The sequence below is a fragment of the Curtobacterium sp. P97 genome (assembly GCF_023712445.1).
Lineage (GTDB): Bacteria > Actinomycetota > Actinomycetes > Actinomycetales > Microbacteriaceae > Curtobacterium.
Map to the genome: position 1 here is coordinate 50,703 of NZ_JAMAYF010000002.1, position 12,819 is coordinate 63,521.

15 protein-coding genes are annotated in these 12,819 nt (G+C 71.2%); 11 read left to right on the top strand and 4 right to left on the bottom strand.

Translation table 11 applies throughout. The features are described 5' to 3' along the window. Nucleotides 1-42: 42 nt before the first annotated feature. On the top strand, nt 43-201 hold the full coding sequence (locus tag M3677_RS02115) for a DUF4175 domain-containing protein (RefSeq protein WP_137767577.1): 159 nt from the start codon (nt 43-45) through the stop codon (nt 199-201). Between the two features lie 98 nt (nt 202-299). On the opposite strand, the gene lipA is transcribed toward M3677_RS02115, so the two are convergent. Then, complete coding sequence (lipA, locus tag M3677_RS02120) at nt 300-1,283, bottom strand: lipoyl synthase (RefSeq protein WP_251159679.1); 984 nt, start codon at nt 1,281-1,283, stop codon at nt 300-302. Beyond that, complete coding sequence (gene lipB, locus M3677_RS02125) at nt 1,280-1,972, bottom strand: lipoyl(octanoyl) transferase LipB (RefSeq protein ID WP_251155119.1); 693 nt, start codon at nt 1,970-1,972, stop codon at nt 1,280-1,282. Before lipB ends, lipA begins: the two co-directional genes overlap by 4 nt. Before the next feature lie 86 nt (nt 1,973-2,058). Between lipB and ffh the strand changes: the two genes are divergently transcribed. Then, nucleotides 2,059-3,615 (top strand): signal recognition particle protein, encoded by a 1,557-nt coding sequence (ffh, locus tag M3677_RS02130; protein WP_066654840.1) that lies wholly within the window; start codon nt 2,059-2,061, stop codon nt 3,613-3,615. Between the two features lie 71 nt (nt 3,616-3,686). On the opposite strand, the gene M3677_RS02135 is transcribed toward ffh, so the two are convergent. Continuing rightward, nucleotides 3,687-4,817: a glutamate--cysteine ligase gene (locus tag M3677_RS02135; protein ID WP_251159680.1), complete on the bottom strand. Its 1,131-nt coding sequence runs from the start codon at nt 4,815-4,817 to the stop codon at nt 3,687-3,689. 79 nt (nt 4,818-4,896) lie between these two features. On the opposite strand from M3677_RS02135, the gene M3677_RS02140 reads away from it, so the two are divergent. The 5 genes from M3677_RS02140 (at nt 4,897) to trmD (ending at nt 9,163) form a co-directional block, all read left to right on the top strand. Beyond that, nucleotides 4,897-7,047, top strand: a complete 2,151-nt coding sequence (locus tag M3677_RS02140; protein WP_251159681.1) for an FAD-dependent oxidoreductase — start codon at nt 4,897-4,899, stop codon at nt 7,045-7,047. Nucleotides 7,048-7,230: 183 nt separating this feature from the next. Next, the gene (gene rpsP / locus M3677_RS02145; RefSeq protein ID WP_066654835.1) at nt 7,231-7,647 is read left to right on the top strand and encodes a 30S ribosomal protein S16; all 417 of its coding nucleotides are present in this window, start codon (nt 7,231-7,233) and stop codon (nt 7,645-7,647) included. A 4-nt stretch (nt 7,648-7,651) separates the two neighbouring features. After that, nucleotides 7,652-7,888, top strand: coding sequence for an RNA-binding protein (locus tag M3677_RS02150; RefSeq protein ID WP_058730104.1), 237 nt, complete (start codon nt 7,652-7,654; stop codon nt 7,886-7,888). A gap of 19 nt (nt 7,889-7,907) precedes the next feature. Continuing rightward, nucleotides 7,908-8,468, top strand: coding sequence for a ribosome maturation factor RimM (rimM, locus tag M3677_RS02155; RefSeq protein ID WP_308201957.1), 561 nt, complete (start codon nt 7,908-7,910; stop codon nt 8,466-8,468). Nucleotides 8,469-8,470: 2 nt separating this feature from the next. Next, nucleotides 8,471-9,163 carry a tRNA (guanosine(37)-N1)-methyltransferase TrmD gene (gene trmD, locus M3677_RS02160; protein WP_251159682.1) on the top strand — a complete coding sequence of 231 codons (693 nt, stop codon included), beginning with the start codon at nt 8,471-8,473 and terminating at the stop codon, nt 9,161-9,163. A gap of 217 nt (nt 9,164-9,380) precedes the next feature. Here the strand turns inward: trmD and map are convergent, their stop codons facing one another. Further along, the gene (map, locus tag M3677_RS02165; protein ID WP_066654828.1) at nt 9,381-10,172 is read right to left on the bottom strand and encodes a type I methionyl aminopeptidase; all 792 of its coding nucleotides are present in this window, start codon (nt 10,170-10,172) and stop codon (nt 9,381-9,383) included. Between the two features lie 164 nt (nt 10,173-10,336). Between map and rplS the strand changes: the two genes are divergently transcribed. The 4 genes from rplS (at nt 10,337) to M3677_RS02185 (ending at nt 12,691) form a co-directional block, all read left to right on the top strand. Next, nucleotides 10,337-10,690 carry a 50S ribosomal protein L19 gene (gene rplS / locus M3677_RS02170; RefSeq protein WP_058730094.1) on the top strand — a complete coding sequence of 118 codons (354 nt, stop codon included), beginning with the start codon at nt 10,337-10,339 and terminating at the stop codon, nt 10,688-10,690. 183 nt (nt 10,691-10,873) lie between these two features. Then, on the top strand, nt 10,874-11,617 hold the full coding sequence (gene lepB, locus M3677_RS02175) for a signal peptidase I (RefSeq protein WP_066654826.1): 744 nt from the start codon (nt 10,874-10,876) through the stop codon (nt 11,615-11,617). Further along, nucleotides 11,614-12,318, top strand: a complete 705-nt coding sequence (locus M3677_RS02180) for a ribonuclease HII (protein WP_066654823.1) — start codon at nt 11,614-11,616, stop codon at nt 12,316-12,318. Before lepB ends, M3677_RS02180 begins: the two co-directional genes overlap by 4 nt. Nucleotides 12,319-12,367: 49 nt before the next feature. Next, nucleotides 12,368-12,691, top strand: coding sequence for a DUF2469 family protein (locus tag M3677_RS02185; RefSeq protein WP_058730091.1), 324 nt, complete (start codon nt 12,368-12,370; stop codon nt 12,689-12,691). Nucleotides 12,692-12,819 lie beyond the last annotated feature (128 nt).

The following is a 12,819-nucleotide window of genomic DNA, read 5'->3' on the forward strand; positions in this document are numbered from 1 at the left end:
CCGGGCGTCCGCTCGGTCTCGTTCCAGGGATTGGAGACCCTCATGCCCGCACTGCTGATCATCGCGATCATCGTCGGCCTCGTCCTGCTCTTCAGCGGCATCTTCGTCGGTGCGCTGAAGTTCCTGCTCTGGGTGGGCATCGTGCTCATCCTGCTGGCGGTCATCGGCTGGCTCCTCCGGAGCATCCGCGGTCGCGCGTAGCGTCGGCCGGTCACGTCGGACGTGACCACGGACGGACGGGAGGCCCGGTACCAGCTGGTACCGGGCCTCCCGTCCGTCCGTCGGTCGCCGGATCGGCGCTACACGGCCTGGCGACCCGGGGTCGCCTCGAGCAGGTGGGCGAGGTGCGGCGGCACCGTGCCGCCGCGCGCAACGGTGGCGCGCGCCCACAGCCGGCCCGCCCGGTAGGACGAGCGCACGAGCGGACCGGCGAGCACACCCGCGAAGCCGATGTCCTCGGCGATCTCGCGCAGGTCGACGAACTCCTCCGGCGTCACCCACCGCGCGACGGGCAGGTGCCGCGGCGACGGACGGAGGTACTGCGTCAGCGTGATGATGTCGGTACCCGCCTCGTGCAGCTGCTCGAGTGCGTCGACGACCTCGTGCCGTTCCTCGCCCATGCCGAGGATGAGGTTCGACTTCGTCACCAGGCCCGCGTCGCGGCCCTGCGTGAGGACGTCGAGCGAGCGCTCGAAGCGGAACGCGGGCCGGATGCGCTTGAAGATGCGCGGCACGGTCTCGACGTTGTGCGCGAAGACCTCCGGGCGGGCGTCGAACACCTGCCCGAGCTGGTCGGGGCGGCCGTTGAAGTCCGGTACGAGGATCTCGACGCCGGTGCCGGGGGAGTGCTCGTGGACCTGTCGGATGGTCTCCGCGTAGAGCCAGGCGCCGCCGTCGTCGAGGTCGTCCCGGGCGACCCCGGTCACGGTCGCGTACTTGAGGCCCATCGACACGACCGAGTCCGCCACACGCCGGGGTTCGCCCCGGTCGAGCGGGCTCGGCTTACCGGTGTCGATCTGGCAGAAGTCGCAGCGCCGGGTGCACTGCGAGCCGCCGATCAGGAAGGTGGCCTCCCGGTCCTCCCAGCACTCGAAGATGTTCGGGCAGCCGGCCTCCTGGCAGACGGTGTGCAGCTGCTTGTCCCGGACCAGTACGGAGAGGTCCCGGAACTCCGGGCCCTGCGTCGCGCGGGTCTTGATCCAGGCGGGCTTCGTCTCGATGGGTGTCGCGGCGTTGCGGGCCTCGACCCGGAGCATGCGGCGGCCGTCGGGGGCGAGGGTCATGCGGCGACCTCCTGTCGCGTGGTGCTGCTGATGCGGTGACCGGCGTGCATGCCGTCGACCGCCTGCTGGATCCGCGGCCCGACGAGGGCGGCGACCTCGTCGACCGTGACGTGGCGGCCGGTCGCGCGGCTGAGGGTGGTGACGCCCGCGTCGGCGATGCCGCACGGGACGATCGCGCCGTAGGGGGCGAGGTCGTTGTCGCAGTTGACCGCGATGCCGTGGCTCGAGACGTGCTCGGCGACGTGCAGGCCGATCGCGCCCACCTTGTCGTGCGGGCCGCCGCCCGGTCGGGGCACCCAGACACCGCTGCGCCCGTCGACCCGTCCGGCGGTGACCCCGACCGAGGCCGCCGCGTCGAGGACGACCTGCTCGAGGTCGCGGACCCACGCGACGACGTCGAGCGGGTCGGCGAGCCGGACGATCGGGTAGGCCACGAGCTGCCCCGGCCCGTGCCACGTGATCCGTCCGCCCCGGTCGACGTCGATGACCGGGGACCCGTCGGTCGGCAGGTCAGCGGCTTCGGTGCGGCGCCCGGCCGTGTAGACGCTCGGGTGCTCGCAGAGCACGACGACGCCGGGGGAGCGGCCGGCGACGACGTCGGCGTGGAACGACCGCTGGACGGCGAGGCCCTCCTCGTAGTCGAGGAGCCCGGGCCAGCGGATGATCTCGAGCTGGGGCACGTCGAGCACGCTACCCCGGTTCCTGGACGCAGTCCAACAACCGGTTCGTGGGCGGTCCGGGGCGGTCGGAGGTGGCCCTGTAGAATCGTCGGACCATGGCACAATTCGGCTCACTCTCCGATCGGCTGACCGAGACCTTCCGCAACCTGCGGAGCAAGGGTCGTCTGTCCCCGTCCGACGTCGACGGCACCGTCCGCGAGATCCGCCGGGCCCTGCTCGACGCGGACGTCGCGCTCGAGGTCGTCAAGGCCTTCACCGCCTCGGTGCGGGAACGTGCGCTCTCGGACGAGGTCAACAAGGCGCTCAACCCCGCGCAGCAGGTCGTCCAGATCGTCAACGAGGAACTCGTCGGCATCCTCGGCGGCCAGCAGCGCCGACTCGAGTTCGCGAAGCGACCGCCGACCGTGATCATGCTCGCGGGCCTCCAGGGCGCCGGCAAGACGACGCTCGCGGGCAAGCTCGGCAAGTGGCTCAAGAAGGACGGCCACACGCCGATGCTCGTCGCGGCGGACCTCCAGCGTCCCAACGCCGTGCAGCAGCTCCAGGTCGTGGGCGAGCAGGCCGGCGTGCACGTGTTCGCTCCCGAGCCCGGCAACGGCGTCGGCGACCCGGTCAAGGTCGCGAAGAACGCGATCAAGGCCGCGGTCGACCAGCAGTACGACACCGTCATCGTGGACACCGCCGGTCGACTCGGTGTCGACGCCGAGCTCATGAAGCAGGCGGCGAACATCCGCAAGGCCGTCGACCCGGACGAGGTCCTGTTCGTCATCGACGCGATGATCGGTCAGGACGCCGTCGCGACCGCTCGCGCCTTCCAGGAGGGCGTCGACTTCACCGGTGTCGTCCTGTCCAAGCTCGACGGCGACGCCCGCGGTGGTGCGGCCCTGTCGGTCGCCAGCGTCACGGGCCGCCCGATCATGTTCGCGTCCACGGGCGAGGGGCTCGACGACTTCGAGCCGTTCCACCCGGACCGCATGGCGAGCCGCATCCTCGACCTCGGCGACATCCTGTCGCTCATCGAGCAGGCGCAGTCCGCGTTCGACGAGGACGAGGCGCGCAAGGTCGCCGAGAAGATCGCGACCGACTCGTTCACGCTGAACGACTTCCTCGCGCAGATGCAGCAGCTCCGCAAGGCCGGCTCGATCAAGGGCATGCTCGGCATGCTCCCGGGCGCCAAGGGCATGCGCGAGGCGCTCGACAACTTCGACGAGAGCGAGATCGTCCGGACCGAGGCGATCATCCAGTCGATGACGAAGCAGGAGCGCGAGCTCCCGAAGCTCCTCAACGGCTCGCGTCGACTCCGCATCGCGAAGGGTTCCGGCACCACGGTGACCGAGGTCAACGCGCTCGTCAACCGCTTCGAGCAGGCAGCGAAGATGATGCGCACCGTCGCCCGTGGTGGCGTGCCGCAGATGCCGGGCATGGGGCCGATCCCGGGCATGCACGGCGGCAAGAAGAAGCAGCAGCAGGGCGGCGCCAAGAAGAAGAAGGTCGGCAACCCCGCCAAGCGCGCGGCGCTCGCGTCGGGTGCGGCGGCCCAGCCGCAGCAGCAGGCACCCACCGGGTCCGGTCTCGGACTCGGCGGTCCGAAGGGCGGCAAGGCGCCCACCGAGGAAGAGCTGGCCAGCCTGCAGAAGTTCCTCGGCCGCTAGACGCGACCCATGACGGACGGGAGGCCCGGTACCAGCTGGTACCGGGCCTCCCGTCCGTTCCGTGGTGTCGTCTAGAGCGACTCCCGCAGCTCCGTCACCAGGTGGCGGACCACCGCGCGGAGGTCCCCGCCGTTCTCCTGCGCCACCCGCAGCTGCCGCTGGTACGACGCGCCGTCGGCGATCATCGTGTCCAGGTGGTGCAGCTCCTGCTGGCAGCCCAGCCGGCCGGCGATCGGGTCGAGCCGCTGAACCAGGTCGTGGACCTCGTCGGTGACCAGGCGCTCGTGGCCGGCGGCGTCGGTGATGATCTCGGCCTCCATGCCGTATCGGGCCGCGCGCCACTTGTTCTCGCGGATGAACCACGGCTGCATCGACGGCAGCGTCTCGCCGCGGTCGAGGCGGTCCGAGAGTGCGGTGACGAGGCACTGGACGAACGCGGTCACGGCACCGACCTCGTGGAGGGTCGAGATGCCGTCGGACACGCGGTTCTCGAGCGTCCCCCACCCCGGCGACGGGCGGATGTCCCAGCGCAGGTCCTTGAACCCGTCGATCACACCGGTCTTCGTCAGGTCGTCGACGACGGTCTCGAAGCCGGTCCAGTCGTCGATGCCCGGCGGCAGGCCGCCGGTGGGGAGCTGCTGGAACATGAGGGCACGGTTCGAGGCGTACCCGGTGTCGGTCCCGCCCCAGAACGGGCTCGACGCGGTGAACGCCTGCAGGTGCGGGACGTACGCGAGCATCGCGTTCATGATCGGGACCGCCTTGTCGCGGTCGTCGATCCCCACGTGCACGTGCACGCCCCAGATGAGCATCTGCCGACCCCACCAGCGCGTGCGGTCGATCAGCGTGGTGTAGTGCTCGCTGTCCGCCGTGATCTCCTGCTGGTCCCACTGCGCGAACGGGTGGGTGCCGGAGCACATCACCTGCGCGTCGAGCGGTTCGGCGGCGTCGATCACCTCGCCGATGATGCCCGCGAGCTCGCTCGTCGCCCCACCGACGGTGTCGTGCACCCCCGTGACCACCTCGACGGTGTTCGTGAGGAGTTCCTCGGTCACCCGGTCGGGATCGCCGAGGCGCTCCTGCACGGCGGAGAGCACGGCGGGGGCACGGGGCGCGAGGTCGCCGGTGCCGCGGTCGACCAGCGGGAGCTCCCACTCGACGCCGAGGGTCGACGGGCGGGACTCGGTGAAGCGGATGTCCATGGGGCCATCCTGCCCGTCGGCTTGGAGGGTCGGCACAAGGAGTTCGGTCCCGGGCACGTCGTCCGGCAGAGTGGTCGCCATGAGCAGCGTTGCCGTGCCCGACCTCGCAGTCCTCTCCTCGTCCTGGAACCTCGGACCGCTCCACCTGCGGAACCGGGTGGTGATGGGGTCGATGCACACCGGGCTCGAGGTCCTCGACGACGGCGGTGCCGCGATGGCCGCGTTCTACCGCGAGCGCGCGGCGGGCGGCGTCGGCTGCATCGTCACCGGCGGGATCGCGATCAGCGACGAGGCCCGTGGTGGTCCGGACTTCGCGGTGTTCGGCAGCGGGGGCGCGGACGAACGGTTCCGGGTCGCCGTCGCGGCCGTGCACGACGAGGGCGGAGCCGTGCTCGCCCAGCTCTTCCACGCCGGCCGGTACGCCCTCGCGAACGGCCTGGTCGACCGGTACGGCCGACCCCAGCGCGTGGTGGCTCCGTCGGCGCTGCCGTGGGCGGCGGCGCGCGGGGTCCAGCCGATCGCGCTCACCGACGCCGAGGTCCGCCGGACGATCGACGACTTCGCCGCCGCCGCCCGGTCTGCCGCGGCGATCGGCTTCGACGGCGTCGAGATCATGGCGTCCGAGGGCTACCTGGTCAACCAGTTCCAGTCGCCGCTGACGAACCTCCGCGACGACGACTGGGGTGGGGACGCCGAGCGACGCCGCCGCTTCGCGATCGAGGTCGTCCGGGCCGTCCGCACCGCCGTGCCCGACCTGGCCGTCACGATCCGGCTGTCCGGTGCCGACCTCATGCCCGGGTCGACGACGGACGCCGAGGTCGACGCGCTCGTGCACGACCTGCTGCCGCTGGGCCTCGACGGGATCTCGGTCGGCATCGGTTGGCACGAGTCGCGCACGCCGACCGTGCAGGCCGCGGTGCCGCACGGCGCGTGGCTGGCGTACGCCGAGCGGGTCGCGGGCGTGGTCCGCGAGTCCGCGCACCCCGAGGTGCAGGTGATCGCGTCGAACCGGATGACCGACCTGCGCGACGGCGAGGCGGTGCTCCGCGGCGGGCAGGTCGACGCCGTCGCGCTCGCCCGTCCGTTCCTCGCGGACCCGGACATCGTCCGCCGGTCGCTCGACGGTCGCTTCGACCTGGTGAACACCTGCATCGGCTGCAACCAGGCGTGCCTCGACCGCTCCATCGTCGGACGGCCCGTGTCCTGCCTCGTGAACCCCCGCGTCGGCCGCGAGCTGACCATGCCGCTCCGGCCGACCGTCGAGCCGAAGCGCGTCGACGTGGTCGGCGGTGGCCCGGCCGGGCTGGCCGCCGCGGTGGACGCCGCGCGGCGCGGGCACGCCGTGACGCTGTGGGAGGCGACCGACGCCCTCGGCGGGCAGTTCGCCCTGGCCGCGGCGATCCCCGGCAAGGAGGACTACGCCGCGACCGTCCGGGCGGCGCGGGCCGAGCTCGACGACCGCGGGGCGACCGTGCACACCGGCCGTGCCGCCACCGTCGCCGACCTGCTCGACAGCGACGCCGTGGTGCTCGCGGCAGGGGTCGTGCCCCGCGTGCTGGACGTCCCGGGCGCCGAGCTGCCCCACGTGGTGTCCTACGAGGACGCCCTGCGCGACGGGGTCCCGCCCGGCACCGTCGCGGTGGTCGGCGGCGGCGGCATCGGGGTCGACACGGCGGCCTTCCTGGTCGAGTCGCCCGACGAGGCGGTGCGCGCGGCGGAGTTCGCGGCGCGCTGGGACGTCTCCGTCGCCGACGACCTGGTCGGCGACGTCCCGCAACGGCTTCCCGCGGTGGCACGGACGCTCCGCCCCGGCGCCGACGTCACGGTGCTCCGTCGGTCCGGGAAGTTCGGCCAGGGGATCGGCATCACCTCGCGCTGGGTGGCGGTCGGACGACTGCGGGACGCCGGGGTGCGGATGGTCGGCGGGGTGCAGGAGTACCTGCGCATCGAGCCCGGGACGCTGTGGATCCGGGACGAGGACGGTCGGGAGACCGCGGTACCGGCCGACCACGTCGTCGTGTGCGCCGGGCAGGAACGTGCACCCGCGGTCGAGGGCGACGAGGCCGAGGACGCGTCGGGGGTCGCCGTCGCAGGGGGAGGGCTCGCACCGGGCCTGGCTGCCGCGGGGGTGCCGTACGCCGTCGTCGGCGGTGCCCGGGACGCCAGGAGCGTCGACGCGGTCCGTGCCACGAGCGAGGCGATCGAGGCCGTGCGCGCCCTCGCACCGTGACGACACGGCGGCCACGGCGCGTCCCGGCTCGCTTCTCCGGCGGAAACCTGCAAGAATGAACGGTCGAATCGCGTCTGCTCGACCCTCTATCCAGCAGGTCGCGACTTCCTTCGAGCTTCCACCGCGCGTGCCCCCACGCCCGCGGTTCCGGTTCAACCACAACAACACGCAACAGGAGTAATTGTGGCTGTCAAGATCCGTCTCAAGCGTCTCGGCAAGATCCGTGCGCCCTACTACCGCATCGTCGTCGCCGACTCGCGCACCAAGCGCGACGGTCGTGTGATCGAGGAGATCGGTCAGTACCACCCGACCGAGGAGCCCTCGGTCATCAAGATCGAGTCCGAGCGTGCGCTCTACTGGCTCGGCGTCGGCGCGCAGCCGACCGAGCAGGTCGCGGCGCTCCTCAAGCTCACCGGCGACTGGGGCAAGTTCAAGGGCGAGGGCAACACCGAGTCCACCGTCAAGGTCGCCGAGCCGAAGCAGGCCTTCGTCGCGGACACCGCCAAGAAGGCCGTCCTGAAGCCGAAGTCGGAGAAGACGGCCCCCGCCGCCGCTCCGGCCGAGTCGGCCGACGACGCCGCCGAGACGACCGAGGCCTGATTCCTTGCTCGACTCTGCGCTGACGCACCTCGTCAAGGGGATCGTCGATCACCCGGACGACGTCCGCGTCGCCAGTTCCACCTCTGCGCGTGGCGAGGTCCTCGAGGTGCGTGTGCACCCCGAGGACCTCGGTCGCGTGATCGGTCGCGCCGGACGGACCGCAAAGGCGCTCCGCACCCTCGTCTCGGCTCTCGCCGACGGCAAGCGGGTGCGGGTCGACGTGGTCGACACCGATTCCTAGGGAGACGACCCAACTCCGGGTGGGTCGCATCACGAAGGCGCACGGGCTCAAGGGCGGCATCAAGCTCGAGCTCTACACCGACGACCCGGATCGTCGGTTCACGCCGGGGGCGGAGTTCACGCTCCAGGTCCCCTCGGACTCGCCGTGGTCGGGCAAGACCCTGACCATCGACGAGCTCCGCTGGTACAACGGCCACCCGGTCGCCTTCTTCGAGGGCGTCGCGGACCGCACTGCCGCTGAGTCCCTCGCGCGGGCGATCCTCTGGGTCGAGCAGGACGCCGACGCCGAGACCGGTGAGGACGACGCCTGGTACGACCACCAGCTGGTCGGCTTGCGCGTGCTCCGCGACGGCGTCGAGGTCGGTACGGTCGCCCGCGTCGACCACCTGCCCGCGCAGGACCTGCTCGCGATCGACACCCCGTCGCGCGGCGAGGTCCTGGTGCCGTTCGTCTCGGCGATCGTGCCGACGGTCGACACCACGGCCGGGACCGTCACGGTGACGCCCCCGACGGGACTGTTCGAGGACCCCGAGGACACCTCGCGGCCCGAGACGGTCACGCCGACCGACCGCGAGGGCTGATCGTGCGCATCGACATCGTCACGATCTTCCCGGAGTTCTTCTCCGTCCTCGACGTCTCGCTGCTCGGCAAGGCCCGCTCGGACGGGCTGCTCGACGTGCACGTGCACGACCTGCGGCACTGGACGACCGACCGGCACCGCACGGTCGACGACACCCCGTACGGCGGTGGCGCGGGCATGGTGATGAAGCCCGAGCCGTGGGCGCAGGCGCTGTCGTCGATCCTGCGCGAGGACGGTTCGTCGACGCTCGTCGTCCCCACGCCGGCCGGCACCCCCTTCCGTCAGCCGATCGCCCGGTCGCTCGCGTCCGAGCACGACCACCTCGTGTTCGCCTGCGGGCGGTACGAGGGCATCGACGCCCGCGTGTTCGCGTGGGCTGCCGAGCGGTGCTCGGTCGTCGAGCTCTCGCTCGGTGACTACGTGCTGAACGGCGGCGAGGTCGCGGCCATGGCGATGATCGAGGCGGTCGGCCGTCTCGTCCCCGGGGTCGTCGGCAACCCGGAGTCGCTCGTCGAGGAGTCCCACGAGGACGGCCTGCTCGAGTACCCGTCGTACACGAAGCCGGCACTCTGGCGTGACCTCGAGGTGCCGGACGTCCTGCTCAGCGGGCACCACGCGCGCGTCGCCGCCTGGCGGCACGAGCAGCAGGTGGAGCGGACCCGTCGCGTCCGCCCGGACCTGCTGCCCGACGCGTAGCGCCGGCCGCATCGCCGCGGTGCCGGCGCCTCCGGCAGTGGTGCTCCGCGCCGTTCCGGTCGCACGACGTGCCGCCGGCGCACGTTCCGGTCGCGCGACGTGCCGCCGGGCTGGATCGTGAGCGGCAGGTCGCGCGACGAGGGCGCCCGCGTCCCGACGGATGGATGGACGAACGGACGGGAGGCGCGGGGCGGGGTCGCGCCGCGCCTCCCGGCCGTCAGGCGGTCGCCTCGGTGCGCTGGGCGCGTCGCAGGGTGAGCACCTCGGGACCGTCGTCGGTGACCGCCACGGTGTGCTCGACGTGCGCGGCACGGGATCCGTCGACGCTCTTCAGCGTCCAGCCGTCCTCGTCCTGCACGAGTTCGTCGGTGCCCTGCATGAGCCACGGCTCGATCGCGACCACGAGGCCCGTGCGGAGCTTCAGGCCGCGGCCGGGGCGGCCGTCGTTCGGCACGTGCGGGTCACCGTGCATCGTGCGGCCGACGCCGTGCCCACCGAACTGCGTGTTGACGCTGTAGCCGGCGTCCTTCGCCACCCTGCCGATGGCGTAGGAGACGTCGCCGAGCTTGTTGCCCGGTCGGAACTGCTCGATGCCGGCCAGCAGCGCGCGCTCGACCGTCCCGACGAGTCGCTGGTCCTCGTCGCGGGCCGTGCCCACCTGCACCGTGACGGCGGAGTCCGCCACCCAGCCGTCGACGCTCGCGGCGAAGTCCAGGCTGACGAGGTCGCCGTCGACGAGCACGCGGTCGTACGGCAGGCCGTGCAGGGCCGCGTCGTTCACCGACGTGCACAGGTTCCGGCCGAAGGGGGAGTTGCCGAACGAGGGGTGGTAGTCGACGTAGCAGCTCACGGCGCCACGGTCGGCGATCATCCGAGCGGCCACGCGGTCGAGGTCGAGCAGGTTCACGCCCACGTCGACGGTCTCGAGCAGCTCGTCGAGGACGTCGGCGACGAACCGTCCGGCGGCGCGCAGGCCCTCCAGCTCGGCGGGGGTGCGGAGTTCGATCATGCGTCCATCCTGGTCGTTTTGCGAGCGGGCTTCCCTGTGGCATGATGGACCGCTGTGCCCTGGCTGGACTCTGCCACGGGGGAGTCGCCGATTCCGGGCACGCACACTTCTTTCCACACACCGATCCGCGGCGACCCGTGCGCGTCCGCAGAGAGTGAACGAACATGCAGCTCCTCGACCACGTCGACGCAGCGTCCCTGCGCACCGACGTCCCGGACTTCCGCCCCGGCGACACCATCAAGGTGCACGTCAACATCATCGAAGGCACGCGCTCGCGTGTCCAGGTGTTCCAGGGTGTCGTCATCGCCCGCCAGGGCCACGGCCTCGGCGAGACCTTCAAGGTCCGCAAGGTGAGCTTCCAGGTCGGCGTCGAGCGCTGGTTCCCGGTGCACTCGCCGATCATCGACCACATCGAGGTCGTCACCCGCGGTGACGTCCGTCGCGCGAAGCTCTACTACCTGCGCGAGCTCCGCGGCAAGGCGGCCCGCCGCAAGATCAAGGAGAAGCGCGACGCCTGATCGCCTTCACAGTGAGGGCCCGCGAGCCGGGTTCCACTGGACGCCCCCCGCCGATGTACGGTTGTGCATCGACGGGGGGCTTTCCCGTTGTGCGCGCTCCACGGAGCGCAGGGTCTTCCACGTCCGACGAGTGCGGGTGTGGGTCGGCACGCTGGTCGAGCGTGCATGTGAACGAGAGCGGACATGACGGACACCACCGAAGGATCGGGACGCCGCCCACGGGCTGAGCACAAGGGCAACGGCGTCCTGACGTTCCTGCGGGACCTCGTCATCATCTTCCTCGCGGCACTGCTCGTCTCGTTCCTCGTCAAGACGTTCCTGATCCGGTCGTTCTACATCCCGTCGGAGTCGATGGAGAACACCCTGCAGGTGAACGACCGGGTGATCGTCAACGAGCTCGTGCCGGACGTGGTGTCGCTCAAGCGCGGTGACGTCGTGGTCTTCAAGGACCCGGGCGGCTGGTTGACCGGCACGAACGTGCCGGGCGTCGCGCCGACCACGCAGCCGGCGAAGGCGATCGACTGGCTCCTCACCCAGGTCGGTCTCGGGACCGGCGACAGCGACGACCACCTCATCAAGCGGGTCATCGGCCTGCCGGGGGACAAGGTCACGTGCTGCAACGACCTCGGGCAGATGTCCGTGAACGGCGTGCCCATCAAGGAGCCGTACACGCTGCTGCCGAGCGGCGCCCCGGCGTCGGCCGACCCGTTCTCGGTGACCGTCCCCGAGGGCACGATCTGGGTGATGGGCGACAACCGCAACGACTCGAAGGACTCGCGCTACAACCGCGACACCCCGTCGAAGGGCTTCGTGCCGCTGTCGGACGTCACCGGCAGGGCGTTCGTCATCTCGTGGCCCACGAGCCGCTGGACGTGGCTCGACGACTACCCCGACGTGTTCGCGGGTGTGGAGGAGAAGGACCGGTGACCCCGGTCCGGCCATCGCTCCGGGTCGAGAAGAAGCTGCTCGGCTCCGGTCGCGTGACCGTGATCGGCATGGACGAGGTCGGCCGTGGGGCGATCGCCGGTCCGGTGGCCGTCGGGGTCGCGGCGGTGACGATCGACATCGGACGCGTGCCCCAGGGGCTCGCCGACTCGAAACTGCTGTCAGCCGCTCGGCGCACCGAGCTCGAGCCCGTCGTCCGACGGTGGGCACGGACCGCCGTGGGCATGGCGACGGCGGACGTGGTCGACCAGCAGGGGATCGTCCCCGCGCTCGGCCAGGCCGGTGCGGCGGCGCTCGGCGCGCTCGTCGACGACGGGCTGTGCCTCGACGACGCCGTCGTGGTGCTGGACGGCTCGTTCGACTGGTTGTCCCGTGCCGTCCCCACAGCACTGGTCCCGTCCGCCCGGCCGCTCGACGTCGTGGTGCGCGTGAAGGCGGACCGCGACTGCGCCTCCGTCGCCGCAGCGTCCGTGGTGGCGAAGGTCGAGCGCGACGCCCTGATGGTCGCTGCGCACGAGGGGGCTCCGCACTACGGGTGGGCGTCGAACAAGGGGTACGGGTCCACGGCGCACTACGACGGGATCCGGTCCGTCGGGGCGCACGCGCTGCACCGGAAGAGCTGGCTGCACCAGGCGTCGAGCGTCGCCCTGGACGGGTTCGACGAGCTGGCCGTCACCGGCTGACCCACCTCGTCGTCCATCGTCGGTCGGCTCGCCGTAGACTGTGCGGGCGATGGATGACGACGAATTCGACGACTACGACCGCGAGGTCGAACTTGCCCTGTACCGCGAGTACCGCGACGTCGTGTCGCAGTTCCGGTACGTGGTCGAGACCGAGCGGCGGTTCTACCTGGCGAACGAGGTCGACCTCGTCCGCCGTGACACCGAGCACGACTTCTACTTCGAGCTCACGATGAACGACGTGTGGGTGTGGGACGTCTACCGTTCCGACCGGTTCGTGAAGTCCGTGCGTGTCCTCACGTTCAAGGACGTGAACGTCGAGGAACTCACGTCGCGGGAACTCGAACTGCCCAAGGAACTCGCACTCGACGAGTGATCCACAGCTTTTCTGGAATTGCGACTCGGGCTTCTTCCGACGACATTCCCGCAATTGTCGCGCTACGGTGGTGGTGAAGCTTTTCCCGTGACCCACCGTCACGGGGATCACGACCCCTCGACCCAGGA

Excerpts from the sequence above, each read along its gene's own strand:
- M3677_RS02115 (WP_137767577.1), top strand. The coding sequence starts at position 43 with ATGCCCGCACTGCTGATCATCGCGATCATCGTCGGCCTCGTCCTGCTC.
- lipA (WP_251159679.1), bottom strand. The coding sequence starts at position 1,283 with ATGACCCTCGCCCCCGACGGCCGCCGCATGCTCCGGGTCGAGGCCCGC.
- ffh (WP_066654840.1), top strand. The coding sequence starts at position 2,059 with ATGGCACAATTCGGCTCACTCTCCGATCGGCTGACCGAGACCTTCCGC.
- M3677_RS02135 (WP_251159680.1), bottom strand. The coding sequence starts at position 4,817 with ATGGACATCCGCTTCACCGAGTCCCGCCCGTCGACCCTCGGCGTCGAG.
- M3677_RS02140 (WP_251159681.1), top strand. The coding sequence starts at position 4,897 with ATGAGCAGCGTTGCCGTGCCCGACCTCGCAGTCCTCTCCTCGTCCTGG.
- map (WP_066654828.1), bottom strand. The coding sequence starts at position 10,172 with ATGATCGAACTCCGCACCCCCGCCGAGCTGGAGGGCCTGCGCGCCGCC.
- rplS (WP_058730094.1), top strand. The coding sequence starts at position 10,337 with ATGCAGCTCCTCGACCACGTCGACGCAGCGTCCCTGCGCACCGACGTC.
- lepB (WP_066654826.1), top strand. The coding sequence starts at position 10,874 with ATGACGGACACCACCGAAGGATCGGGACGCCGCCCACGGGCTGAGCAC.
- M3677_RS02185 (WP_058730091.1), top strand. The coding sequence starts at position 12,368 with ATGGATGACGACGAATTCGACGACTACGACCGCGAGGTCGAACTTGCC.